At 66.5% G+C, this 23,678-nt stretch carries 17 protein-coding genes; 11 read left to right on the forward strand and 6 right to left on the reverse strand.

All coding sequences use genetic code 11. The features are described from left to right. The first annotated feature begins 1 nt into the window (after window position 1). Together AC23D6_RS09220 and recJ are read left to right on the forward strand one after the other, a co-directional pair. A complete protein-coding gene (locus AC23D6_RS09220; RefSeq protein WP_487752452.1) occupies window positions 2–955 on the forward strand; it encodes a phosphoglycerate mutase in 954 nt (317 codons plus the stop codon). Then, window positions 952–2,673 carry a single-stranded-DNA-specific exonuclease RecJ gene (gene recJ, locus AC23D6_RS09225; RefSeq protein ID WP_487752453.1) on the forward strand — a complete coding sequence of 574 codons (1,722 nt, stop codon included), beginning with the start codon at window positions 952–954 and terminating at the stop codon, window positions 2,671–2,673. Before AC23D6_RS09220 ends, recJ begins: the two co-directional genes overlap by 4 nt. Before the next feature lie 4 nt (window positions 2,674–2,677). Here the strand turns inward: recJ and AC23D6_RS09230 are convergent, their stop codons facing one another. After that, a complete protein-coding gene (locus AC23D6_RS09230; protein WP_487752454.1) occupies window positions 2,678–3,892 on the reverse strand; it encodes an acyltransferase family protein in 1,215 nt (404 codons plus the stop codon). Window positions 3,893–4,046: 154 nt separating this feature from the next. Here AC23D6_RS09230 and AC23D6_RS09235 point away from each other — a divergent pair, with 154 nt between their 5' ends. Beyond that, window positions 4,047–4,931: a LytTR family DNA-binding domain-containing protein gene (locus AC23D6_RS09235; protein ID WP_487752455.1), complete on the forward strand. Its 885-nt coding sequence runs from the start codon at window positions 4,047–4,049 to the stop codon at window positions 4,929–4,931. Window positions 4,932–4,935: 4 nt separating this feature from the next. On the opposite strand, the gene AC23D6_RS09240 is transcribed toward AC23D6_RS09235, so the two are convergent. Next, on the reverse strand, window positions 4,936–6,846 hold the full coding sequence (locus tag AC23D6_RS09240) for a tetratricopeptide repeat-containing diguanylate cyclase (protein WP_487752456.1): 1,911 nt from the start codon (window positions 6,844–6,846) through the stop codon (window positions 4,936–4,938). A gap of 128 nt (window positions 6,847–6,974) precedes the next feature. Here AC23D6_RS09240 and prfB point away from each other — a divergent pair. From prfB to AC23D6_RS09260, 4 genes are all read left to right on the forward strand, one after another. Next, window positions 6,975–8,100 (forward strand): peptide chain release factor 2 gene (prfB, locus tag AC23D6_RS09245; RefSeq protein ID WP_487752457.1). Its coding sequence is split into 2 segments (ribosomal slippage): window positions 6,975–7,049 and window positions 7,051–8,100, totalling 1,125 coding nucleotides; the frame shifts between segments, so codons are not numbered across the junction. A 102-nt stretch (window positions 8,101–8,202) separates the two neighbouring features. Further along, window positions 8,203–9,723 (forward strand): lysine--tRNA ligase, encoded by a 1,521-nt coding sequence (lysS, locus tag AC23D6_RS09250; RefSeq protein ID WP_487752458.1) that lies wholly within the window; start codon window positions 8,203–8,205, stop codon window positions 9,721–9,723. A gap of 409 nt (window positions 9,724–10,132) precedes the next feature. Next, window positions 10,133–11,221 (forward strand): cyclic di-GMP phosphodiesterase response regulator RpfG, encoded by a 1,089-nt coding sequence (rpfG, locus tag AC23D6_RS09255; protein WP_487752459.1) that lies wholly within the window; start codon window positions 10,133–10,135, stop codon window positions 11,219–11,221. 3 nt (window positions 11,222–11,224) lie between these two features. Next, the gene (locus AC23D6_RS09260) at window positions 11,225–13,414 is read left to right on the forward strand and encodes an ATP-binding protein (protein ID WP_487752460.1); all 2,190 of its coding nucleotides are present in this window, start codon (window positions 11,225–11,227) and stop codon (window positions 13,412–13,414) included. Window positions 13,415–13,590: 176 nt separating this feature from the next. Here AC23D6_RS09260 and AC23D6_RS09265 read toward each other — a convergent pair whose 3' ends face one another. Beyond that, window positions 13,591–14,457, reverse strand: a complete 867-nt coding sequence (locus AC23D6_RS09265) for a crotonase/enoyl-CoA hydratase family protein (protein ID WP_487752461.1) — start codon at window positions 14,455–14,457, stop codon at window positions 13,591–13,593. Between the two features lie 265 nt (window positions 14,458–14,722). Then, complete coding sequence (locus AC23D6_RS09270) at window positions 14,723–16,402, reverse strand: long-chain fatty acid--CoA ligase (protein WP_487752462.1); 1,680 nt, start codon at window positions 16,400–16,402, stop codon at window positions 14,723–14,725. 114 nt (window positions 16,403–16,516) lie between these two features. On the opposite strand from AC23D6_RS09270, the gene AC23D6_RS09275 reads away from it, so the two are divergent. Then, window positions 16,517–16,957: a nuclear transport factor 2 family protein gene (locus AC23D6_RS09275; RefSeq protein WP_487752463.1), complete on the forward strand. Its 441-nt coding sequence runs from the start codon at window positions 16,517–16,519 to the stop codon at window positions 16,955–16,957. 3 nt (window positions 16,958–16,960) lie between these two features. Here AC23D6_RS09275 and AC23D6_RS09280 read toward each other — a convergent pair whose 3' ends face one another. Next, complete coding sequence (locus AC23D6_RS09280; RefSeq protein ID WP_487752464.1) at window positions 16,961–17,425, reverse strand: hypothetical protein; 465 nt, start codon at window positions 17,423–17,425, stop codon at window positions 16,961–16,963. Between the two features lie 126 nt (window positions 17,426–17,551). Between AC23D6_RS09280 and AC23D6_RS09285 the strand changes: the two genes are divergently transcribed. After that, on the forward strand, window positions 17,552–20,008 hold the full coding sequence (locus AC23D6_RS09285; RefSeq protein ID WP_487752465.1) for a S9 family peptidase: 2,457 nt from the start codon (window positions 17,552–17,554) through the stop codon (window positions 20,006–20,008). 61 nt (window positions 20,009–20,069) lie between these two features. Here AC23D6_RS09285 and acnA read toward each other — a convergent pair whose 3' ends face one another. After that, window positions 20,070–22,838 carry an aconitate hydratase AcnA gene (acnA, locus tag AC23D6_RS09290; protein ID WP_487752466.1) on the reverse strand — a complete coding sequence of 923 codons (2,769 nt, stop codon included), beginning with the start codon at window positions 22,836–22,838 and terminating at the stop codon, window positions 20,070–20,072. Between the two features lie 232 nt (window positions 22,839–23,070). On the opposite strand from acnA, the gene AC23D6_RS09295 reads away from it, so the two are divergent. Then, the gene (locus tag AC23D6_RS09295) at window positions 23,071–23,265 is read left to right on the forward strand and encodes an AbrB/MazE/SpoVT family DNA-binding domain-containing protein (RefSeq protein WP_487752467.1); all 195 of its coding nucleotides are present in this window, start codon (window positions 23,071–23,073) and stop codon (window positions 23,263–23,265) included. After that, the gene (locus tag AC23D6_RS09300; protein WP_487752468.1) at window positions 23,262–23,663 is read left to right on the forward strand and encodes a type II toxin-antitoxin system VapC family toxin; all 402 of its coding nucleotides are present in this window, start codon (window positions 23,262–23,264) and stop codon (window positions 23,661–23,663) included. Before AC23D6_RS09295 ends, AC23D6_RS09300 begins: the two co-directional genes overlap by 4 nt. Window positions 23,664–23,678 lie beyond the last annotated feature (15 nt).

The following is a 23,678-nucleotide window of genomic DNA, read 5'->3' on the forward strand; positions in this document are numbered from 1 at the left end:
GATGGCCCAGGCCACGCTGCTGCTGCCCGCGCGGACCCGCCTCGTCGGGCAGGCGCTGCCCGACGACGTGGCGCGTGCGCTGGGTCGCAGCGACAGGCAGGACGTGGAGGCAGGCGAACGTGCGCAGCTGCGTCGTCAGTTTCAACTGGTGCCGGACCATTGGCCGATCGCCGCACTGACCCGCCAGCGCGATGCCGGCGACGCCGCGGGTGCCCGTTGGCTGCGCGCCGATCCCGCACGGGTGTCGCCGGACATGACCGGTGCGCGCATGCTGGCGCATGGCGAGTCGCTGGGCCTGTCCGCCGAAGACACCGCGCACCTGCTGCCGGTGCTCAAACCCTTGTTTGGCGACGCGGGCATGTTGCTGGATGCGCCGCACCCGGCGCGCTGGTATCTGCGGCTGCCGCTGGAGGCGAAGCTGCCCGAGTTCACGCCGGTGGACGAGGTGCTCGGCGACGACTTGCTCGCCCATCTCCCGCACGGTGACGCCGGCCGGCGATGGCGCGCCCTGCTGAGCGAAGCGCAGGTGCTGCTGCACAACCATCCCTGGAACGCCCAGCGAGTGGCCCAGGGCAAACCACCGGTGAACTCGCTGTGGTTCTGGGGCGCGGGCATCCTGCCGGATTTCGTGCGCACCGGGTTCCGGCAGGTGAAAGGCAACGACATCCTGCTGCAGGCGGTCGCGCAGGCCGCCGGTATCGATGCCAGCCATGCCGATGGCGAAGGCGGGGTGGATGCGCTGATCGACCTGCGCCATCTGCGCAACCTGGACCTGTTCTGCAGCGACGGGCTGCGCCCGCTGCTCGCGGCACTGCGCAAGGGCGAGCTGGACACGTTGACGCTCGATTTCGAAGACGGCGCCCTCTTCACGCTGCGTCGCGACCAGCGTTGGCGTTTCTGGCGCCGTGCCTTGCCGCGGCTCGATACGGCGCGCCCGGACCACGTGCCCGCATGAGGTCCGTTGCGCGGATCCGGCGACGCGACGCGGGCGTGGCCGGTACCTGGCCGGCGACCGTGCCCCTGCTGCTGCAGCGTGTCTACGAAGCCCGGGGCGCCTGTTCGATGGAGCAGGCCCAGCCCAGGCTCGCGCAGCTGGTTCCGCCCGACCTCCTCGGCGGCATCGACGCAGCGACGACGCTGCTCGCCGATGCCATCGCGGATGGCCGCCACATCGTCATCGTCGGCGACTTCGATTGCGACGGCGCCACGGCCTGCGCGGTCGGTGTCCGCGGTCTCTGCCTGCTGGGCGCGCAGCGGGTCACACCGGCGGTGCCCAACCGGATCGTCCACGGGTACGGCCTGTCGCCCTCGCTGGTGGAGGAACTGGATGCGCTGAAGCCGGATCTGCTTGTCACCGTCGATCACGGCATCGCCTGCCATGCGGGCATTGCCGCGGCGAAATCGCGCGGCTGGCAGGTGTTGGTGACGGACCACCACCTGCCCGGCGACGCACTCCCGCCGGCGGATGCCATCGTCAATCCCAACCTGCGCGGCGATCCGTTTCCCAGCAAGGTGTTGGCCGGCGTGGGGGTGATGTTCTACGTGCTGCTTGCGTTGCGCCGCGTATTGCGCGAACGCGGAGCCTTCGACGGTCCGGAACCGGACCTGACCTCCCTGCTCGATCTCGTCGCGGTCGGCACGGTCGCCGACTTGGTTCCGCTGGATGCGAACAACCGTGCCCTGGTCGGTGCGGGGTTGCGTCGCCTGCGTGCGGGGCAGGGGTGTGAGGGCCTGCGGGCGCTGGTGCGCGTCGCCGGGCGCGACCCCGCACGGTTGACGGCATCGGACATCGGCTTCGCCATCGCGCCACGCTTGAATGCCGCGGGCCGGCTGGAAGACATGGCCCTGGGCATCGCCTGCCTGCTGACCGACGACGCCACCCAGGCCGACGAGATGGCGCGCGTGCTGGACGGCATCAACGCCGAACGCCGGGGTGTGCAGCAGCAGATGGTGGACGAAGCGCATGCGGCGCTCGCCCGTATCGATTCGGAGGGCGAGGTGCCGCTCGCGCCGTGCCTGTTCGACGCCGATTGGCATCCAGGCGTGGTCGGGCTGGTGGCGTCGAAGATCAAGGAACGCCTGCACCGTCCGGTGATCGCGTTCGCACCCGCAGAACCGGGCAGCACGACACTCAGGGGTTCAGCGCGTTCCATTCCCGGTTTCCACATCCGCGACGCGCTCGCCGCGATCGACGCGGCGCAGCCGGGGCTCATGCAACGCTTCGGCGGCCACGCGATGGCAGCCGGCCTGTCGCTGGACGAAAGGGCGCTTCCTGCGTTCCGCCAGGCCTTCCATGCGCAGGCCTCAAGACTGCTCGATGAGGCCATGCTGCAGGACGTGCTGTTGAGCGACGGCGAGCTGAAGGCCGAAGAACTCGACCGCGCGCACGCCGAAGCCTTGCGCGGCGCGGGGCCGTGGGGGCAGGGCTTCCCGGAGCCCATGTTCGATGGCCGCTTCGACGTGCTCGACTGGCGCGTGCTGGGCGAGAAGCACCTGAAGTTCTCGCTGCGTCTGGCGGGGCATCCGGCGCCGCTCAACGCGATCCACTTCAACGGCTGGCAGGACCAGGCCCCGCCGGTCCGCATCCATGCGGCCTATCAACTGGACACCGACGACTGGCAGAACCGTCGTGGCATCCAGTTGCTGATCCGCCACTGGCAGGCCGTCGACTGAGCTCTCACGCCTCGCTGGAACCGGCCATCGCCGGCGATCCATCGGTCCGTGCATCGACGGTACGCTTCAGGCCGAACAGGGGGCGCAGCCAGCTGATCCGGCGAACGACCTCGTAGCCTGCGAAGCACGCGACGAAGGTGATGAGTATCAGCAGGAGGCCTTCTGTCGGCGGCGGGATCGCCAGCGGCTTCAGGTGATGGGCCGCAACGACGGTGACCGTCTGGTGCAGGATGTAGAGCGGGAACACCGCGGGCACGAGGTAACGCAACACGCGGCTGTCGCCGGGATTCCAGTGACGGGCGAAGCCGAGCACCGCCACGATCGCGCACCATTGGTCCAGCCCCCAGATCATGCGCATGGCGTTCCGGAGCAGTTCGGGCGGCTGCCCATCGGCGTAACGGACGAAATAGGCGATCAGGCCCGCCCAGCTGGCCAGCCAGAGCAGCAGGGCGGTCCAGCGCACCCGCGCCATCGCCGTCCACACGGACTCGCTACGTGCGATCAGGAAGCCCAGCAGGAACACGCTGAAATACTGCGCATGGTTGTACCAGTCGTCGACCAGCGCATGCGTCTGTTCGAAGCGGCCCACCAGCAGGATGCGCGCCAGGCCGAGGAAGAGCGCAGGCCACACCAATACCCCGACACCGGCAAGCCCCTTGTCGAGGCTACGTCCCGTGGCGGCGAGGGCGCGTGGCGCCAAGCGCCAGATGAGCCACAACACCGCGGTGTACGCCCAGAGGTAGGCGACGAACCACAGATGGTTCCAGGTCGGCATGTCGAGGCACCCGTCCGTATCGCAGAAGCCGCCGTAGCCGGTCAGGTAGCGGGCATAGAACGCCAGGTAACCCGCGTGGTAACCGCCCGGCAGTTGCTCTACGACTTCGTAATAGGACTGGGGCGGCACGATCACCAGCATGCCGAACACCAGCGGTACCAGCAGGCGCCAGGAGCGGCTGCCGAGGAAGCGCGTCCGGGTGCCGTTCCCCGCGGCCGTGTGCCGGGCCTTCTCAAGCAAGAACGCGGTGGCCGCGCCCGACACCAGGAACAGCAACGCCAGCCGCCAAGGCGAACTGAGCAGCATGAAGGGTTCCAGCGTGTCGCTGGCCGCTGGGCTTTTCACGTGCCAGTCCCAGGTCACGTAGTACATGCCCACGTGGTAAAGCACGAGCAGTGTGAAGGCGCTTACGCGGACCCAGTCCAGATCATGACGACGTTGCATCGGGGCTCCCCGGTTATGCGAGGAGACCAGCGTCGCCCGCCGCGCCGTCTGCTGCCACGACGAAGGGACGCGCCGTGGCGGGTTGGGGGCCAGCGGCGGGAATCCGGGGACGAGTCGCGGAGGGCGCCGTACAGCGCGAGGCTAGAATGCGTGCATGACGGAAACCGCCTCATTGACCTACGAGCGTTATCTGCCCTGGCGGCGCGTCGCAGAGGCCGGCTTCTGGGTCACGCTCACCGGCGCGAACTGCATTGCCAACAGCATCACGACCCTGATCGAACTAAGGCGCGGGCACTCGACCGTACAGGCCTGGGAACCTGCCGTCTGGGAGATCAGCAGCGCGCTGATGTGGGTGCTGGTGATCATCCCGGCCATGGCGTGGTTCACCCGTCGCTACCCCTTCCACTGGGGCGCCTGGCGGCGGCAGCTGGCCCGGTACGCCGGGGCGAGCCTGGTGGTGTGCGTCGTCCACGTGGTGGGGATGGTGGGGCTGCGCATGCTGGCCTACCGGACCCAGGGCATGACTTACGACTTCGGGCCGTGGCCGCGCGAGCTGTTCTATGAATACCTGAAGGACATCCGCAGCTTCGTATACATCGTGCTGACGATGGAGGCGTATCGGCTGCTGCTGCGCCGTTGGCAGGGCGAAGCCAGCCTGCTCGCCGAGCCGGATGAGGGGCCTGCATTGGAGTCCGTGGACCGTCCCGAGCGTTTCCTGATCCGCAAGCTGGGGCGCGAGTTCCTGGTCGCGGCCAACGACATCGAGTGGCTGCAGGCGGCCGGCAATTACGTGAACCTGCGTGTGCGCGGCCACGACTACCCGCTACGCAGCACCATCGCCGGTATCGAGGCCAGGCTGGATCCCCGCCGGTTCGCCCGCATCCATCGCAGCTATTTGGTCGCGCTGGACCACGTGGCGTCCATCGAGCCGCTGGAGACGGGCGATGCGCGCGTGCACCTGCGCGATGGCACAACGCTTCCCTGCAGCCGGCGCTACCGGCAGGACCTGCGCGCGCGGACCGGGGCGGAGCAGGCCTAGCCGCTCACGCCACGCGCAGCACCGCCTTGGGCAGACGCTCGATGGCGTAGCTCGCCACCAGATCCACATGGCCGCTGCGCACGGCGTTCTCGGGTTCCTCGAGGACGGCGGCGGCCGTCGTGCCGTCGGGCAGCGAGCGGCCCCAGAGGCCGGCCCAGGCGTTGCGGCGGTCCTTGGCGGCGTAAAGTGCGCGGTCGGCCAGGCGGATGGCGTATTCCCACCCCTCGCGCCCGTCTTCGAAGAACGGGAAAGGCGCGAAACCCAGCGACACGGTGAGGTCCCACGCACGGCCCGGCGCGAGTTCGCGTGCGCCGCCCAGTCGTTCGTGGAGGCGTGCGGCCACGGTGCATGCCTGCGCCGTTGTCAGATCGGGGCAGGCCATCAGGAATTCCTCGCCGCCCCAGCGGGCGATCACATCGCCCGGCCGGCACAGCGCCCGCAAGGCATCGGCGATGTCGACCAGCACGTCGTCGCCGGCGTGGTGGCCGAAGCTGTCGTTGACCTTCTTGAAATGGTCGATGTCGATCAGGAACAGCACGTGGCGCATCCCCGGCGACGCGCGTTGCGCGGACATGGCCTGTAGCGCGGCACCGGCGGCGCGACGGTTGCGCAGGCCGGTGAGCGGATCTGTTGCGCTTACCGCGCGCAGCTGGCGGTTCTTGCGTCGCTGCAGCAGGCCAAAGCCCACGCCGGCGACGACGAGCAGCCCAAGCAGGGCGCCGCCGGCGCGTCGCACCAGTTTCGCCTTGTCGTCGTTGAGGGCACTGATCTGCGCGTCGTGGCGCATCTGTTCCAGTTCGCGCTGGGCATCGGCGCTTTCGCTGCGCGCCTGAAGATCGGCCAGCAGTTCCATCCGCTGCTGCTTGAGTGATGCCATCTCCAGGGCATGCAGGCGCGAACCCACGGCCAGCGCCTTGTCGGCCTCGCCCAGCGCTGCGTGCGCGGCCATCCAGGCGAGCAGCACTTCGCGCTGTTTCTGCGGCTGCGGCTGGTGATCCACGAGCGACCAGGCGCGCTGCGCGGTCGCCAAGGCGCCGCGCGCATCGCCCGACTGGCGCTGCAGGACCGAGCGTTTGGCCAGCGATCCCGCCAGGCCCGGGACATCCTGGCTCACTTCCTGCGACCGGATCGCCGCGTCGAGCAGAGGCGTGGCGTCCGCCAGCTTGCCTTGCCGGATCCATAGGCCGGCACGCTCGGCGCGCAGGCGGTCGAGCACAGCGTGGGCCTGCTTGCGTTCGGCCATCGCTTCGCCCTGCGCGATGACCTTCAAGGCTTCAGTCGTGCGGCCCAGTGCCACGAGGTTCAGCGCGTGGTTGTGCACGATCACCGGATCTTCGAGATCGACCGTGGCTGCGATGGCCAAGGCCTTGCGGTAGTACTCGTCCGCCACATCCGGCGAATCCAGATAGTCCGCGTGGATGAGGCCGATGTTGGTCAGCGTCGCGGCCTGCACCAGCGCCGCTTCTCTCGCGTCCAGGCGTGAGGCCACCTCGACCGCACGCAGGTAAGCCGCTTCCGCGGCGTGGATGTGCCCGGCGCCTTGGTAGATCGAGCCTGCGTGCGAATAGGCGCGCATTTGCAGGTCGGGGGCCAGGTCCGGACGCTCGCCCACGCGCCGCTCCATCCGCTCCGCGGCGATCAGGGCCTGCTCGGGCTCGCCGCTCAGGCCCGCGGCGATGCCGAGGCAGCTGAGCGTTTTCAGCTCGTCCTCCAGCGAAAGATCCGTCGCCTGCAGGAGGCGGTGCGCGAGCGCGACGGCCTTGACCGGTTCGTCCCTTCGCAGCTTGAGGCACAGGGTGACCTGGGCGGCACGCTCCTCGTGTGGCGCGGCCGCGGACGCGGGCAGGGTCGCCAGCATCGACAGGCCGAGCAGTGCCGACAGCAGGTGACGTGGCGGCGGGATAACCATGGGCATGACCGGCGACGGCTTGGGGCGGGGGCGGCCCTGACGATGCAAGTCCTGTTCCGGAAACGCTTCCGGCCGGCGCAGCGGCGGGCTCTGGTATCCTTGCCGGCCGATCCCGTCCCCCCTCCTTACGCACCATGATCGAGCTGAACCCCATCCGCCAGCGCATCGCCGACCTGCAGGACAGGCTGGCCTCGCTCCGGGGGTATCTTTGACTACGATTCCAAGCGCGAACGCCTGGAAGAAGTAAACCGCGAGCTGGAAAGCCCGGATGTCTGGAACAACCCCGAGTACGCGCAGCAGCTGGGTCGCGAGCGCTCGCTGCTGGACAAGACCGTCAACGGCATCCGCGAGATCGACGAAGGCCTCGTCGGCGGTCTGGAGCTGCTCGAGCTGGCGGAGATGGAGAACGACGAGGACACCGCGCAGGCCGTCGTCGCCGATGTCGAGCGCTATGCCGTCCGCGTGGACAAGCTGGAATTCCAGCGCATGTTCTCCGGCAAGATGGACAGCGCGAACGCCTTCGTGGACATCCAGGCCGGCGCCGGCGGCACCGAGGCCCAGGACTGGGCGGAAATCCTGCTGCGCATGTATCTGCGCTGGTGCGAGTCGCGCGGCTGGAAGACCGAGCTGATGGAGGCCAGCGGTGGCGACGTCGCCGGCATCAAGTCGGCCACGCTGCGCGTGGAAGGCGATTTCGCCTACGGCTGGCTGAAGACCGAAACCGGTGTGCACCGCCTGGTGCGCAAGTCGCCTTTCGACTCCGACAACCGGCGCCACACCAGCTTCACTTCGGTCTTCGTATCGCCGGAAGTCGACGACAACATCGACATCGACATCAATCCGGCCGACCTGAAGACCGACGTGTACCGCTCGTCCGGCGCGGGCGGCCAGCACGTCAACAAGACCGAGTCCGCGGTGCGCATCACCCACGTGCCGACCGGCATCGTGGTGGCTTGCCAGACCGGCCGCAGCCAGCACCAGAACCGCGACAACGCGATGAAGATGCTGGCCGCGAAGCTGTACGAGCTGGAGATCCAGAAGCGGAACGCGGAACGCGACGCGGTGGAAGCGACCAAGTCCGACATCGGCTGGGGCAGCCAGATCCGCAATTACGTGCTGGACCAGAGCCGCATCAAGGACCTGCGCACCGGCGTGGAGCGCTCGGATACCCAGAAGGTACTGGATGGCGACCTGGACGAGTTCGTCGAGGCCAGCCTGAAGTCCGGCCTGGAAGCCGGCGCCAAACGCATCGACGCCTGAAAGCAGGAGTGAGTGGAGAGGGGTGAAGAGTGAGCGGCGGTCCGCTCCCTCATCCCGGCTTCCCTCACTCCTCACTCCTCCCCACTCACTCCTCCCAACGCCATGACCGACCACACCAGCGCCACGCCTCCCGCCGACGAGAACAGCCTCATCGCCGAGCGCCGCGCCAAACTGACGGCGTTGCGCGGGCAGGGCATTGCCTTCCCCAACGACTTCCGCCGCAGCGATTACGCGGGCGACCTACAGACCCAGTACGGCGACGCCGACCTGTGGACGGTGGAAGCGCTGGAAGGCGCGGGCCGGCACGTGAAACTGGCGGGCCGCCTGATGGCCAAGCGGGTGATGGGCAAGGCCAGTTTCGTCCAGATCCAGGACGAGTCCGGGCGCATCCAGCTGTTCCTGCAGGCGAATACGCTGGGCGACACCTACGATGCGTTCAAGGGATGGGACATCGGCGACATCGTCGGCGTCGAGGGAAGCCTGACGCGCACCCGCACTGGCGAGCTGTCGGTGAAGGCCGAAGCCCTGCGCCTGCTGACCAAGTCGCTGCGCCCGCTGCCGGACAAATGGCATGGCTTGTCCGATGTCGAGCAGCGCTACCGCCAGCGGTACGTGGACCTGATCGTCACGCCGGAAGCGCGCGATGTCTTCATCAAGCGCTCGCGCATCATCCGCGCGATCCGCGAGTGGCTGGACACCAGGCGCTTCCTGGAAGTGGAGACGCCGATGATGCATTACATCCCCGGCGGCGCCGCGGCCAAGCCGTTCACCACTCACCACAACGCGCTGGACCTTGATCTCTACCTGCGCGTGGCGCCCGAGCTGTACCTCAAGCGCCTGGTCGTCGGCGGACTGGAGCGCGTCTATGAAATCAATCGCAACTTCCGCAACGAAGGCGTCAGCACGCGGCACAACCCCGAGTTCACGATGCTGGAGCTGTACGAGGCTTACGCCACGTACACCGAAATCATGGATCTGACGGAAGGCGTGATCCGCGATGTCGCCCACGAGGTCCTGGGCACAGGCCAGGTCACCTGGGATGGTCAGGATATCGACCTGGAGCCCGCGTTCCGCCGCTGGCGCATGGATGAGGCGGTACGCCACCACAACCCGGAGATCAGCGTCGCCGACTGCACCGACCGCGAGGCACTGGTGCGCCACTGCGAGCGGCTGAAGATCCATGTGAAGCCGGTCTATGGCTGGGGCAAGCTGCTGCTGGAGATCTTCGAGAAGACCGTGGAACACACGCTGGTGCAGCCCACCTTCATCACCGACCACCCGGTGGAGGTCTCGCCGCTGGCCCGCGCCAACGACAACGACCCGGGCTACACCGATCGCTTCGAGCTGTTCATCAATGGCAAGGAGGTGGCCAACGGCTTCTCCGAACTGAACGACCCCGAGGACCAGGCCGCACGCTTCATGGCGCAGGTGCAGGCGAAGGAGGGCGGGGACGACGAAGCCATGCACTTCGATGCCGACTACATCCGCGCCCTGGAAGTCGGCCTGCCGCCCACCGGCGGCCTGGGCATCGGCATCGATCGCCTGATCATGTTGTTGACGGGCTCGGATTCGATCCGGGACGTGCTGCTGTTCCCCTACATGCGGCCCGAAAACCAGGGTTGACGGGCAGGCCCGGTGCGTCAAGATAGTGACGCACCGGGGCAGTATCGGCTACGGCCGGTGTGACGCGGCGGGTCCACCCCCGGCGGCAGGGTCGCCGCCGGACCGTCGCCCCCGCAGGCGTGTCGCCCGTCACGGATGGACGGAACGGCCTCTTTCCGTGACGGAGGTCCCGTTGTTCCAGCCCAAGACGCCCTGGCCCCGGCTGGCACGCTTTCTGCGTGGATTCACCCGCAGGGCGGTCAACTTCAGGCCGTCCGCGCCGATAGAGATCGGGGGAGGGGGCCCCGCGATTCGCATCGGTTCCCTTCGTGGATCACGGACCCTCCCAGGGTCTGCGTCGTCGAACAGGACTGCCGACATGTTAGATGCGAGCGCTGCCACCACCGGAGTATCCTTGCCCGACAGCCACATGATGTGGCCCCAAGGGGTGGGTAACGCTTTGAATATCGTCATCGTCGACGATCAGACGTCTGCGCGCACGATGCTGCGTCACGTCATCGAGGACATCGCGTCCGAGCTGGCCGTCCACGATTTCGGCGATCCCCTGGCGGCCCTGGAATGGTGCGAGAAGAACCGCACCGACCTGCTGCTGCTCGACTACCGCATGCCCGGCATGGATGGGCTGGAGTTCGCCCGCCGGTTCCGCCGGCTGCCGATGCACCGCGACATCGCGATCATCCTGATCACCGTGGTGGGCGACGAGCCCATTCGCCAGGCCGCGCTCGAAGCGGGCGTCATCGATTTCCTGGTCAAGCCGGTGCGCCCGCGCGAACTGCGCGCCCGCTGCCGTAACCTGCTCCAACTGCGCCAGCAATCTGAGAACGTCAAGCAGCGTGCCCTGTCGCTGGAACAGCGCCTGCTGTCCAGCATGCATGAGGTCGAGGAGCGCGAACGCGAGACGCTGTCGCGCCTGGCTCGCGCGATCGAATACCGCGACAGCGGCACCAGCGCGTACCTGGAGCGCATGGCCCACGTGGCCGGCCTGATCGCCGAGCAACTGGGCTTGCCCGAAGACGAGGTGCGCGCCATCGAAATGGCTGCGCCGCTGCACGACATGGGCAAGATCGCCATTCCCGATTCGGTCCTGATGAAGGCCGGTCCGCTGACCGAGGAAGAAACCGAGGTCATGCGGCGCCACCCGAAGATCGGCCACCAGTTGCTCTCCGGCAGCCAGAACCGCTTCATCCAGGCCGGCGCGGTGATCGCGCTGCGCCACCACGAACGCTACGACGGCAGCGGCTATCCCGATGGCCTCGTTGGGGACGAGATCCCGTTGGAAGCCAGGATAGTCGCGGTTGCAGACGTGTTCGATGCGCTGATTTCGCCACGCCCGTACAAGAAGGCCTGGGAGAAGGACGCCGCCCTGGCCTACCTGTACGCCCAGCGTGGCCGCCTGTTCGATCCTGCATGTGTCGACGCGCTGATCCGTGGGCGAGTGCGGCTGGACGACATTTGCGAACGCTACTCGACGGTGCAGAGCCGTCCAGGGATGGAGTGAGCCATGTCCAACGTCCTCACCTGGGTGAAATCCCGCTTGGCGCATCGCGGCGACAGCGAGCACGGCCAGGCCGCGATCCGTATCGCGGTCATCTCGATCATCCTGTTCTACGCGCTGCTGCCGTCTTCGCGCGCCGCGTTGCCGGCCGACGAATACGCCATCGTCCTGACGATCATCATCTCGGGCCTGGTCAATGGTCTGGGCATCTTCGCCTGGCTGCTGGTACAGCCCGGCAAGTCGCATGTGCGTCGTGGCCTGGGCATGATCGCCGATTACGGCCTCCTCGCCGCCGCCATGAACGGCATGGGCGAGCCGCTGTCGTGGGCCTACGTGGTGCTGATGTGGATCACGGTGGGCAACGGCCTGCGCTACGGCAACCGTTACCTGGTGGTCGCGGTTGCGATGGCCAGCGCCGCGTTCGCGGTGGTGGTCGCGTCCAACGACTACTGGCGCAGCAACATGACGCTCGGTGTCGGCTTGGTGCTGGGCCTGATCGCGGTGCCGATGTACCTGTCGGGCCTGCTGCGCGACCTCACCCGCGCCACCGACGAAGCGCGTCGCGCGAATGAGGCCAAGAGCCGCTTCCTGGCCAACATGAGCCACGAATTCCGCACGCCCCTGAACGGCCTGGCGGGCATGTCCGAACTGCTGGCCACCACGCGGCTGGACACCGAGCAGCGCGAATGCCTCTCGACGATCCAGGCCTCCACGCGGACCCTGCTGGGCCTGGTCGAGGATGTGCTGGACATCTCCGCGATCGAGGCCGGCAAGGTCAAGCTCAACGTGGTGGAGTTCTCGCCGCGCGAGCTGGTGGACAGCATCGGCCTGATCCTGATGCCGCAGGCCCGCGGCAAGCAGGTGCGCTACGAAGGCGTCGTCGACGACGCCATCCCGGCCAAGCTGCGCGGCGATGCCGGCCACCTGCGCCAGGTGCTGCTGAACCTGGCCGGCAACGCGGTCAAGTTCACCGACGAGGGCGAAGTACGCCTGACCGTGGCCCCGACCCTGGTCGATGGCCAGCACGTGCGCCTGCGGTTCACCGTCACCGATACCGGCATCGGCGTGCCCGTCGCGCTGCGCGAGCGGCTGTTCGAAGCGTTCGAGCAGGCCGACGTCAGCCTGTCGCGCCGCTACGGCGGCACCGGCCTGGGCACGACGATCGCCAAGGGTCTCACCGAGGCCATGGGCGGCACGATCGGGTTCGAAAGCAACGAACAACGCGGCAGTTGCTTCTGGGTCGAGTTGCCGTTTGACGCCGTGCCCGAGCGCGTCATCGTGCCGGCAGTGCAGGGGCATGCCGAATGGCTGCAGGAAGAGCCCGACGCCAACAGTGCCGAAAACATCATCGCGTTCTCGGATCCGTTCCTCCGTCACCGCGCCCGCGTGCGCAGCATGCAGATCCTGGTCGCCGACGACCACGAGGCGAACCGCATGGTCGTGCAGCGCCTGCTGCAGAAGGCCGGCCATCGCATCACCTGTGTGAACGGTGGGGAGGAAGTGCTGGATGCGCTGGAGTCGGCATCCTACGACGCCGTGATCTGCGACCTGCACATGCCCGGCCTGAGTGGCCTGGACCTGCTGAAGCAACTGCGCGTGATGGAAGCGGGCAGCGGCAGCCGCACGCCAGTGCTGATCCTGAGCGCGGACGTCACGCCCGAATCCATCCAGCGCTGCGAGCAGGCCGGCGCGCGTGCCTTCCTCGCCAAGCCGGTCGTCGCCTCGCGGCTGCTGGACGCGCTGGCGGACATCGCCACGTCGGGCCGCGTGTCGGCGACGGCGACGGTGGTGCCGGCCCGCGCGGAAGTGTCCGACGGCGTGCTGGATGTCAGCGTGCTGGACGAGCTCACCGCGCTCGGCATGGGCGAAGCATTCGAACGCGAGTTCATCGAACAGTGCCTCAACGATGCGGACGGATGCATCGGCGCCATGGCGCATGCGATGGAGCGGGGCGACGGCGAACATCTGCGCGAGCACGCGCATGCGCTGAAAGGCGTGGCGAGCAACCTGGGCCTGGTGAAGCTGGCCGCGGCGGCCGGCGAGATGATGCGGTTGGCCGACTGGCAGATTACCCGCGAGTGGCGCCATCGCCTGGCGGCGCTGAACTCGCACCTGAGCCATGGCCGTGCGGCGCTGGAAGCGCGCCAGCGGTTGCGGGGCGCGGTCGAAAAGGGCGGCGAAGGCTCCTCGTCCTGATCCAACGTCTGGCAATGAGTCTGCGTTCTGGACGGAAGCGGCAGGCCCGCCCGAAGGCGGGTCCCAGGCGAGTACGATAATCCGGACTCGCCCTTGAAGCACGCTGCGCGCTTCAACCCCCTGATTTCCCCTGTATTCCCTGTGCGGTACTGCGACAGCGGACTACGGGCGGTGCATCAAGCCGCGCGGGTGGAGCGTTTTTCCTGGGCGCGCACGATGCGTTCCATCATCTTCAGCGACTTGTCGCCCAGCGTCAGCGCGGTATCGACCCACACCTCGGTGATGCCCATCAGTTCATCGTAGCCGACCGGCTGCGCCAGGTTGCGGCAGGCGTTCAGTGCCAGGTGCGCATGCGGGGAACGGCGCTGCTTGTCGATGATCGACTGCACCGCGGCGGCACCCTGGCCCTTCGGCACGAGCACATCGACCACGCCCAGCTTGTACAGCTCGTCGCTGGTGTAGATGTTGCCTTCCAGGATGATCTTTTCGGCGACCTGCGGCGACACGCGCTTGCACAGGAAGGAGTACGCGCCCATGCCCGGGAACAGGCCGAACAGCACTTCCGGTAGGCCCATGTCGACGCCTTCTTCGGCCACGATGGTGTGGCAGGACAGGGCGATCTCGAGACCACCGCCCAGCGCATCACCCTGGATCAGCGCGATGGTGCGCACGTCGCCGCCCAGCCCGGTGTTGAGGTGGTAAACGCCATCGATGCAGCGGCGCGCGTAGCTCAACAGGCGATCGCGGTTGTTTTCGCGGATCAGCTGCGAGAACAGTTCCAGGTCGCCGCCGAGGTTGAACGCGGTGGCATCGGACGCGACAACGAGGTGACGCAGCTTGCCGGGCTGGCGCTGCGACTCGCGCAGGGTGATCGAATTCATGAAGCTCAGCACGTCGTCGAGCATCTGGCTGCGGAAGCACGGACGCACGCCCGGCGCGACATCGGAGTGCATGTACATCCAGTGGGCATCACCGCTGGGTTCGGACTCGACGCGGATGGTCGGGAAGGAACGGGTGCGCTGCAGTTTTTCGACGTTGTTCATGGAGAGCTCCTTGGAGGGGTTTTTCCCGCGCGGCAGGGGATGCGGGTGAGGCGGATTGTGTGACGCAGGTGGCATCACGCGCCGATCCTACACCTGAACGAATAATTAAAATCCAGTGCATGCGCGCGCTTGCGGCAAGGAAACCCCGTCGGGGAGCATTGAGCCTCGTGATTTGTGACAGCCGTCTAGAATTGGCGCCTAAAGTCCTGAACAAAAAGAAAAAGGCCGGCGCTGGGCCGGCCTTCTCTCAAGCTGAATAGGGCAATCAGCTGTGCTTCGGCGGATCGCGAAGCTCCTTGCGCAGGATCTTGCCGACGTTGGTCTTCGGCAGTTCGGTACGGAACTCGATCTGCCGCGGTTGCTTGTAGCCGGTCAGGTTGTCGCGGCAATAGGCTTTCACCTGCTCGGCGGTGAGCGCGGGGTCCTTCTTCACGATAAAGACCTTCACCGCTTCGCCGGACTTCTCGTCGGGCACGCCGATCGCGGCGACTTCCAGCACACCGTCCATGCCGGCGATGACGTCTTCCACCTCGTTCGGATACACGTTGAAGCCGGAGACCAGAATCATGTCCTTCTTGCGGTCGACGATGTAGAAGAAGCCGTTCTCGTCCATCTTCGCCATGTCGCCCGTATGCAACCAGCCATCGGCATCGATGACATTGGCCGTCTCTTCCGGACGCTGCCAGTAGCCCTTCATCACTTGGGGTCCCTTGATGCAGAGCTCGCCGACTTCGCCGGTGGGCAGCATGTTGCCGTCGTCGTCCTTGACGCAGGCGTCGGTCGACGGAACCGGCAGGCCGATCGCGCCGTTGTAGTCCTGCAGGTTCATCGGATTGATGCACGCGGCCGGCGAGGTCTCGGTCAGGCCATACGCCTCGACCAGCGTGACGCCCGTGACCTTCTTCCATTTCTCGGCGACGGCGCGCTGCACGGCCATGCCGCCACCCAGCGTCATCTTGAGATTGGAGAAATCGACCTCATCGAAACCGGGCGTGTTCAACAGGCCGTTGAACAGCGTGTTGACGCCGGTGATTGCGGTGAACCGCGTGGCCTTGAGCTCCTTGACGAAGCCCGGCATGTCGCGTGGGTTGGTGATGAGATGGTTGAGGCCGCCGAGTTTCATGAAGACCAGGCAGTTCGCCGTCAACGCGAAGATATGGTAGAGCGGCAACGCGGTGATGATCACTTCGTTGCCGTAGTCCAGCCCGGTGCCGACCCACACGCCGGCTTGTTGCATGTTCGCGACGAGGTTGCGGTGCGTCAGCATGGCGCCCTTGGCGACGCCCGTGGTGCCACCGGTGTATTGCAGGAACGCGATGTCGCCGGAATCGATGTCGACCTCGGGCAGCGCGTGCAACTGCCCCAGCGTCAGCGTGTCCTTGAAGCGGACGGCGCCCGGGATGTCGTAGTCCGGCACCATCTTTTTCACGTACTTCAGTACGAAGTTGACGATGGCGCCCTTCGGGAAACCGACCAGGTCGCCCAGCGCGGTGGTGATGACCTGCTTGACCTGCGTGCCTGCCAGGGCCTCCTGCGCGGTCTTGCCGAAGTTGTCGACGACCAGCAGCACGCTGGCGCCGGAATCGGTCAACTGGTGCTTGAGCTCGCGCGGGGTGTACATCGGGTTGACGTTCACCACGGTCAGCCCGGCGCGCAGCACGCCGAAGATCGCGATCGGATACTGCAGGCAGTTCGGCATCATGATGGCGACGCGGTCGCCCTTCTTGAGCTTCAGCTCGCCAAGCAGGTAGGCGGCGAACTGGCGGCTCAGCGTGTCGATCTGGCCGTAGGTCAGGGTCTTGCCGAAGTTGCGAAACGCCGGGCGGTCGCGGTACTTGCTGATCGCTTCATCGAACACGGACACGATGGAGCGGTACTGCTCCAGGTCAACCGCATGCGGCACGCCTTGCGGGTAACTCTTGAACCACGGACGTTCCTGACTCATCGTTCTGCTCCCTCCCCAGGGTCTTCGGGCTGCCTCGCGGCATGCGTGTGGGCAAGCGCCGAAAGGGCGCCTGTCGGGAGCATACCGTTCCGGATGGAAAAGGCGAAGGTTTCGATGGCGAAGACGGGTCTGAATTACGTGGCCGCGGCGATGCTGCTGATGGCAGGGTTGGCGGGCTGCGGCCGGGAGGCGCCGGAGGCCCAGCTGAGGCAGCGCTTCGATGCCATGCAGCAGGCGGTCGAGGACAAGCGTGTCGGCGATTTTATGGAGGGCGTCAGCGCCGACTTCACCGGGCCGGCGGGCATGGACCGTGCTGCGCTGCACAACCTCGTGCGTGCGCGCACGTTCGCGAATGCGCGGGTGGGCGCGACGACCGGGCCGCTGGAGGTACGCGTCGAGGGCGACAACGCGACGGTATCCTTCCACGTGCTGCTGACGGGCGGCAGCGGCCGCCTGCTGCCGGAAGAGGCCCGCACCTACAACGTCACGACGGCGTGGCGGCGCGAAGAGGGGGACTGGCGGATCTATCACGCGCAATGGAACGCACCGCGCTGAACGCTACTTCGTTGGGGCAAGCCGGCCGCCGCTCCAGCGATAGCGCAACGTCTTGGGAACGGTGGGGCAGCAGCGGGCATCGTTGGGCCCGGGCCATTTCGTCTTCAGCTCGATAATCCCGTTACGCACCGACATGCCTTCCACGCTGCCCAGCGGTTCTTCGGCTTCGCCGGCGGGTACGTAGCGTTGCCCGTTGCGCGCGAGCACCGAGACGCCGTGGTGCCAGTAAGTGGGGCCCAGCATCGTCCACAGCACGACGACCTCCGCCTTGCCGTCGCCGTCCAGATCGGCGGTGGCGATGTCGCCCGCCTCATAAGCCTCCTGCGGGCTGGCCGCGGCTTGTTTGGTGGCGATGAACTGTTCGGCGACGCGCCTGGCCTGGACGGCCTCGGGCGGTGCGGCAAGTGCGCGGGCAGACAAGGCGAGAACAAGGAGTAGGGAGGCGAAACGCAGGACGTCAGTTCCCATAGCGGCGTCTCAGACGACCTTCGACAAAGGCCTTCAAGCTGCGGAACGCCGTAAGCGCGCCCGACCGGACTTGCTACGACAGGGGGAGAGCCGTGATGATCGGCTGGTCCAAAGGGGAAACCATTCATGTCGATTCGCTGGAAACTGCTGGCGTGCCTGTGGCTGGCCGCCGGAAACGCTGTTGCGCAAGACGCCCTGCCGTACCAGACACCACCTGCGGAGATCCTGCAGCTCGCCGATGTACAGCGTCCTCCGAGCGTGGTCACGGACAGTCGTAAGCAGCAACTGGTGTTGTTCTACCGCGACACGTTCAAGTCGCTGGCGGAACTGTCCGACGAGGAGCTCCGCTTGGGTGGTTTGCGCGTCAACCCGCGCACCAACATCGCCAGCACCACGACCTACTTCACCAACTTGCAGATCCAAGACCTGCAGGGCGGCAAGGCCCGGCAAGTGGCGGGCCTGCCCGCCAGTCCGCGTCTGGCGAACTTCGTCTGGTCGCCCGACGAGCACTGGCTGGCCTTTACCCACACGACGCGTACCGGCGTGGAAGCTTGGGTGGTCGAGCTCGCCACGGCACAGGCCAGGCGCCTGACCGAGGCGCGGGTCAACGGCAACGTGGGCAATCCGCTCACCTGGTTCCGCGACAATCAGGCGCTGCTGGTGCGCATGCTGCCGGCGCAGCGTCCTGCGCTGCTCGATACTGCACGCGCCGTGCCGACCGGCCCGACCGTATCGGTGAGCGATGGCAGCAAGGCCCAGAACCGCACTTACCAGGACCTGCTCAAGAACCCGTCGGACGAGAGCAACTTCGCCGTCTTGTCCACCTCCGAACTGCATCGCGTTCCGCTGAAGGGACGCGCGACGCTCTGGCGTGCCGCGGCGATGTACACCGGGGAATCGTTCTCGCCGGACGGCCGCTACGTTCTGCTGCGTACCCTGCAGAAGCCGTTCTCTTATCTGGTGCCGTACGGCCGCTTCCCGTACCGCGCGGAAGTCGTGGAGACCACCGGCAAACCGGTGACCACCGTCGTCGAGGCGCCGCTGGCGGAAAACCTGCCAAAGGGCTTCATGGCAGTACGCCCGGGCCGTCGCGATGTCGAATGGCGCGCGGACCAGCCCGCCACGCTGGTCTGGACCGAAGCGCTGGACAAGGGCGATCCCGCAGTGGAGGTCCCGTTCCGAGACGAGGCGTTCGCCTGGCAGGCACCGTTCACGGGCACGCCGCAGTCGTTGTTCAAAACCGTCGACCGCCTGCAGGGCATCCTGTGGGGCGACGACACGCATGCCATCGTCACCGACTATTGGTGGAATACCCGCCATACCCGCACCTATCTGTTCGATCCTTCGAAGGTGGAATTACCGCTGCGCGAGCTCGTGAGCCGCAGCTATCAGGACCAGTACAGCGATCCGGGCCAGTTCGAGACGCGGCGCAACGCAGCAGGTGAAGCCGTACTGGCGCTGGATAACGGCCAGGCGCACCTGATCGGCGAGGGCTTCACGCCCGAAGGGCAGTTCCCCTTCATCGACCGGATGGACCTGGCCACCGGCAGGAAGGAGCGCCTGTACACCTCGCGCCTGGACGGCCAGAAGGAAAGCATCCAGGCGCTGTTGGATCCCTCGCAGGGTACGGCGCTGGTACGCATCGAATCACCGACCGAGTTCCCCAACTACTACGTGCGTCATCTGAAGCAGCGCATCGCGCCCGTGCCGGTGACGCGCTTCGAGAATCCGTTCAAGGCCCTGCAGGGCGTGTACAAGGAAGTCCTTACGTACAAACGCTCCGATGGCTTGCCGTTGACCGGCACGCTGTACCTGCCGGCCGGCTACGACCGCGCGGCCAAGCGTGAAAAGCTGCCGCTGGTGATGTGGGCCTATCCCACCGAATACAAGGATCGGGACAGCGCGGGCCAGAACACCACCAACCCGAACGAGTTCATTTTCCCGAGCTACGGTTCGCCGGTGTACTGGGTGGCGCGTGGTTATGCCGTGCTCGATGACGCCGCATTCCCGATCGTAGGCGAGGGCAAGGACGAGCCGAACGACACCTTCATCACCCAACTCGTCGCCAACGCCAAGGCCGCCATCGATGCGGTGGATGCGCTGGGCTACATCGACCGTTCGCGCGTGGCCGTGGGCGGCCATTCGTACGGGGCGTTCATGACGGCGAACCTGCTCACGCATTCGGATCTGTTCGCGGCCGGCATCGCGCGCAGCGGCGCCTACAACCGCACGTTGACGCCGTTCGGCTTCCAGCAGGAGGAACGCAACTACTGGGAAGCGCCCGGCGTCTACAACGACATGTCGCCCTTCATGCACGTGGAGAAGATGAAGACGCCGCTGCTGCTGGTGCATGGCGAGGCCGACAACAATTCCGGCACGTTCACCATGCAAAGCGAGCGATACTTCAACGCCCTCAAGGGCTTCGGCGCACCCGCGCGCCTGGTCCTGCTGCCGAAGGAAAGCCATGGCTATGCGGCGAAGGAATCGGTCCTGCATCTGCTGTGGGAGCAGGATCAGTGGCTCGAGCGCTACGTGAAGAACAAAGGCCAGGCGACAGGCGCCGCGCCGGCGGCCGCTCGCTGACGCTTGACGCGTATGCATGAAAAAGGCCGCCCAAGGGCGGCCTTTTTTTTGCCAAGAAGGATCAGGCGGCTTTTCTTGCGGCCAGTTGGCGCAGCACATAGTGGAGCAGGCCGCCATGGCGGAAGTACTCGACTTCCTTCGGCGTCAGCAGCAAGACCTTGGCCTGGAACTCGACCGTCCTGCCGTCGGCCTTGCGCGCCGTGACCGTCGCGGTCTTCGCGGCGCCGTCCTGTAGACCGGTCACATCGAACGTCTCCGTACCATCCAGGCCCAGCGACTGTGCGTTCTGGCCATCGACGAACTGCAGGGGCAACACGCCCATGCCGACGAGGTTGGAACGGTGGATGCGCTCGAAGCTCTCCGCGATCACTGCCTTCACACCCAACAGGTTGGTGCCCTTGGCCGCCCAGTCGCGGGACGAGCCGGTGCCGTATTCCTTGCCGGCGATGACCACCAGCGGCACGCCGTCGGCCTTGTACTTCATCGCCGCATCGTAGATGGACAGTTTCTCCGGCGCGCCGCTACCGTAGTACAGCGTATTGCCACCTTCCTCGCCGCCGAGCATCAGGTTCTTGATGCGGATATTGGCGAACGTGCCGCGCACCATGACATCGTCGTTGCCGCGACGGCTCCCGTAGCTGTTGAAATCGGCCGGCTGCACGCCACGTGAGATCAGGAAGCGGCCCGCAGGCGAATCCTTCTTGATGTTGCCGGCCGGCGAGATGTGGTCGGTGGTGATCGAGTCGCCGAACAGGCCCAGTACGCGCGCGCCGTGCACATCATCGATGCGGCCGACCGCCATCGACATGCCGTCGAAGTAAGGCGGGTTCTTGATGTAGGTGGAATCGCCATCCCACGCATAGAGATCGCCGTCGGGCGAGGCGATGGTATTCCAGCGCGAGTCGCCCTTGAACACGTCGGCGTAGTTCTTCGCAAACATCTCCGGCCCGATCGTCGCCGCGATGAAATCGCCGATCTCCTTGTTACTGGGCCAGATGTCCTTGAGGAAGACGGGCTGGCCGTCGCTGCCGGTACCCAGCGGTTCGGTCATGAGGTCGATGTTGGTGGTGCCGGCGATGGCGTAAGCCACGACCAGGGGCGGGCTGGCCAGGTAGTTCATCTTCACTTCGGGGTGCACGCGGCCTTCGAAGTTGCGGTTGCCCGACAGCACCGAGGCGACCACCAGATCGTCGGCGGCGATCGCGGCCGAGACATCGTCCGGCAGCGGACCGGAGTTGCCGATGCAGGTGGTGCAGCCGTAGCCGACGACGTAGAAGCCCAGCTTCTCGAGATCGTCGAGGACGCCCGCCTTCTGGAGATAGTCGGTGACCACGCGCGAGCCTGGCCCGAGCGAAGTCTTCACCCACGGCTGTGCTTTCAAGCCTTTTGCAGCCGCATTGCGCGCCAGCAGGCCCGCACCGAGCATCACCGCAGGGTTGGAGGTGTTGGTGCACGACGTGATCGCCGCGATCACCACGTCACCGTCGCGCAGCTTCTTCGTCGCCCCGCTGTCGGGCGCGGATTCGTGGGCGGCTTCCTTGGCGCCGACAGCGGTGCCGCCACCGCCTTCGTTCTTCAACCGGTCTTCCTGCACCAGGTCGATGCGCTTGCGGCGGGCATCGGCGAACGGCACCAGGTTGTCGCGGAAGTTCTGCTTGACGTCCTGCAACAGCACGCGGTCCTGCGGGCGCTTGGGGCCGGCGAGCGAGGGCTTCACGTCGCCCATGTCCAGATGCAGCGTGGCACTGTAGTCGGCATGCGGGCTGTCGGGCGTGTGCCACAGCCCCTGGGCCTTGGCATACGCCTCGACCAGGGCGATCTGGTCTTCGCTGCGGCCTGACAGACGCAGGTAGTTCAGTGATTCGTGATCGATGGGGAAGATGCCGCAGGTCGCGCCGTACTCCGGCGCCATGTTGCCGATGGTGGCGCGGTCGGCGAGCGGCAGATGCTGCAACCCGTCGCCGTAGAACTCGACGAACTTGCCCACCACACCCAGTTTGCGCAGCATCTGGGTGACGGTCAGCACCAGATCGGTGGCGGTGGCGCCTTCGGGCAACTTGCCGGTCAGCTTGAAGCCCACCACCTGCGGGATCAGCATCGAAGACGGCTGGCCGAGCATCGCGGCTTCGGCCTCGATGCCGCCCACGCCCCAGCCAAGTACGCCGATACCGTTGATCATCGTGGTGTGGCTGTCGGTGCCGAAGACGGTATCGGGATAGGCGATGGCTTGGCCATCCTGCTCGCCCGTCATCACCACGCGTGCCAGGTTCTCCAGGTTCACCTGGTGGACGATGCCGGTGTTCGGCGGCACCACCTTGAAGTTGTCGAACGCCTTCTGGCCCCAGCGCAGGAAGCCGTAGCGTTCCTTGTTGCGATCGAATTCGATCTTGCCGTTGAGATCCAGCGCATCGGGGCTGCCGAAGACATCCACCTGCACGGAGTGGTCGATGACCAGCTCGGACGGGATCAGCGGGTTGATCTGGTCCGGGCTGCCGCCCAGTTTCACTACGGCATCGCGCATGGCGGCCAGGTCGACCACGCAGGGCACACCGGTGAAGTCCTGCAGCACCACGCGCGCCGGCATGAAGGCGATCTCGGTATCGGGCTCCCGCGTCGCCTCCCACTGCGCCACGGCCTGGATGTGCTCGGGCAGTACGGTGACCCCGTCCTCGCAGCGCAGCAGGTTCTCGAGCAGGATCTTCAGTGAGTAGGGCAGGCGGGCGAACCCGCCTGCGGGATCCAGCCGTTCGGCGAGGGCCGGCAGGCTGTAATAGGCGTACGACCTGCCGTTGATGTCCAGGGTGCGGCGGGTGGCGAAGGAATCACTCATCGGGGAGGCTCCTGTAGCTTTTTCATGGGGAGGGGCGCAGGTGCAGGATAAGCGTTGCGCCCGGCGCGTCTTGTCGAGGCTTGCCCGGATTATCCGCCAAGACTGAGACGGCGGTGATCCGACCAAAGCCGCAGGCGGAAAGGGAGGCGGTCTGGCTGCTGGCGTGACGACCCTGGCTGGAGTATGCCTTCAGAAGTATGTACAATTCTTCCATACTCAAGAGGGGCCGCTGATGGAAGCCATCGTTGCCGAACGCGGACAGATCACCCTGCCAAAGGCCGTGCGCGACGCGCTGGGTCTGACCAAGGGCAGCGTACTGAAGGTCGAGCTGGAAGGTAGCCGCATCGTGTTGCGGAAGAGTGTCGACGACGCTATTTCGCGCGTGCGCGGCAAGTTCTCCCTCGACGCGGACACCGGCAGCGAATGATCGCCGTCGACGCGCCTGTCCTGATCGAACTGCTGACCGACGGCCCCCGAGCGGATGCGGTGGAGGCCGGCCTGCGGCAGAGCCTGGGCAGCGGGCGCGTGGTCGTGTGCGATGCCGCACTGGCGCAGCTGTGCGCTTCGCTACGCAATGGCGCGGATGCGCTGGCGGCCGTCGAGGAGATGGGCGTGCATTTCAACGCCATCGAAGCCAAGTCCGCGCTGCGGGCCGGCGAGATGCAGCGCCGGCACCGGCAGCGCTCCGGCGAATCCCGGCCGATCGCCGACTTCCTGGTCGGTGCGCACGCGCTGTTGCAATGTGATGGCCTGATCACCTTCGACACCGCTTTCCATCGCGACTACTTCAAGGGTTTGAAGCTGATCGTGCCCGCGAACGAATAAGCACCCCTCTGTTTT

The sequence above is a fragment of the Pseudoxanthomonas sp. G3 genome, assembly GCF_057654715.1.

What these genes read in the sequence shown, in the direction of transcription:
- AC23D6_RS09220 (WP_487752452.1), top strand. Translation starts at nt 2, where the DNA reads ATGGCCCAGGCCACGCTGCTGCTGCCCGCGCGGACCCGCCTCGTCGGG.
- recJ (WP_487752453.1), top strand. Translation starts at nt 952, where the DNA reads ATGAGGTCCGTTGCGCGGATCCGGCGACGCGACGCGGGCGTGGCCGGT.
- AC23D6_RS09230 (WP_487752454.1), bottom strand. Translation starts at nt 3,892, where the DNA reads ATGCAACGTCGTCATGATCTGGACTGGGTCCGCGTAAGCGCCTTCACA.
- AC23D6_RS09235 (WP_487752455.1), top strand. Translation starts at nt 4,047, where the DNA reads ATGACGGAAACCGCCTCATTGACCTACGAGCGTTATCTGCCCTGGCGG.
- AC23D6_RS09240 (WP_487752456.1), bottom strand. Translation starts at nt 6,846, where the DNA reads ATGCCCATGGTTATCCCGCCGCCACGTCACCTGCTGTCGGCACTGCTC.
- lysS (WP_487752458.1), top strand. Translation starts at nt 8,203, where the DNA reads ATGACCGACCACACCAGCGCCACGCCTCCCGCCGACGAGAACAGCCTC.
- rpfG (WP_487752459.1), top strand. Translation starts at nt 10,133, where the DNA reads ATGATGTGGCCCCAAGGGGTGGGTAACGCTTTGAATATCGTCATCGTC.
- AC23D6_RS09260 (WP_487752460.1), top strand. Translation starts at nt 11,225, where the DNA reads ATGTCCAACGTCCTCACCTGGGTGAAATCCCGCTTGGCGCATCGCGGC.
- AC23D6_RS09265 (WP_487752461.1), bottom strand. Translation starts at nt 14,457, where the DNA reads ATGAACAACGTCGAAAAACTGCAGCGCACCCGTTCCTTCCCGACCATC.
- AC23D6_RS09270 (WP_487752462.1), bottom strand. Translation starts at nt 16,402, where the DNA reads ATGAGTCAGGAACGTCCGTGGTTCAAGAGTTACCCGCAAGGCGTGCCG.
- AC23D6_RS09275 (WP_487752463.1), top strand. Translation starts at nt 16,517, where the DNA reads ATGGCGAAGACGGGTCTGAATTACGTGGCCGCGGCGATGCTGCTGATG.
- AC23D6_RS09280 (WP_487752464.1), bottom strand. Translation starts at nt 17,425, where the DNA reads ATGGGAACTGACGTCCTGCGTTTCGCCTCCCTACTCCTTGTTCTCGCC.
- AC23D6_RS09285 (WP_487752465.1), top strand. Translation starts at nt 17,552, where the DNA reads ATGTCGATTCGCTGGAAACTGCTGGCGTGCCTGTGGCTGGCCGCCGGA.
- acnA (WP_487752466.1), bottom strand. Translation starts at nt 22,838, where the DNA reads ATGAGTGATTCCTTCGCCACCCGCCGCACCCTGGACATCAACGGCAGG.
- AC23D6_RS09295 (WP_487752467.1), top strand. Translation starts at nt 23,071, where the DNA reads ATGGAAGCCATCGTTGCCGAACGCGGACAGATCACCCTGCCAAAGGCC.
- AC23D6_RS09300 (WP_487752468.1), top strand. Translation starts at nt 23,262, where the DNA reads ATGATCGCCGTCGACGCGCCTGTCCTGATCGAACTGCTGACCGACGGC.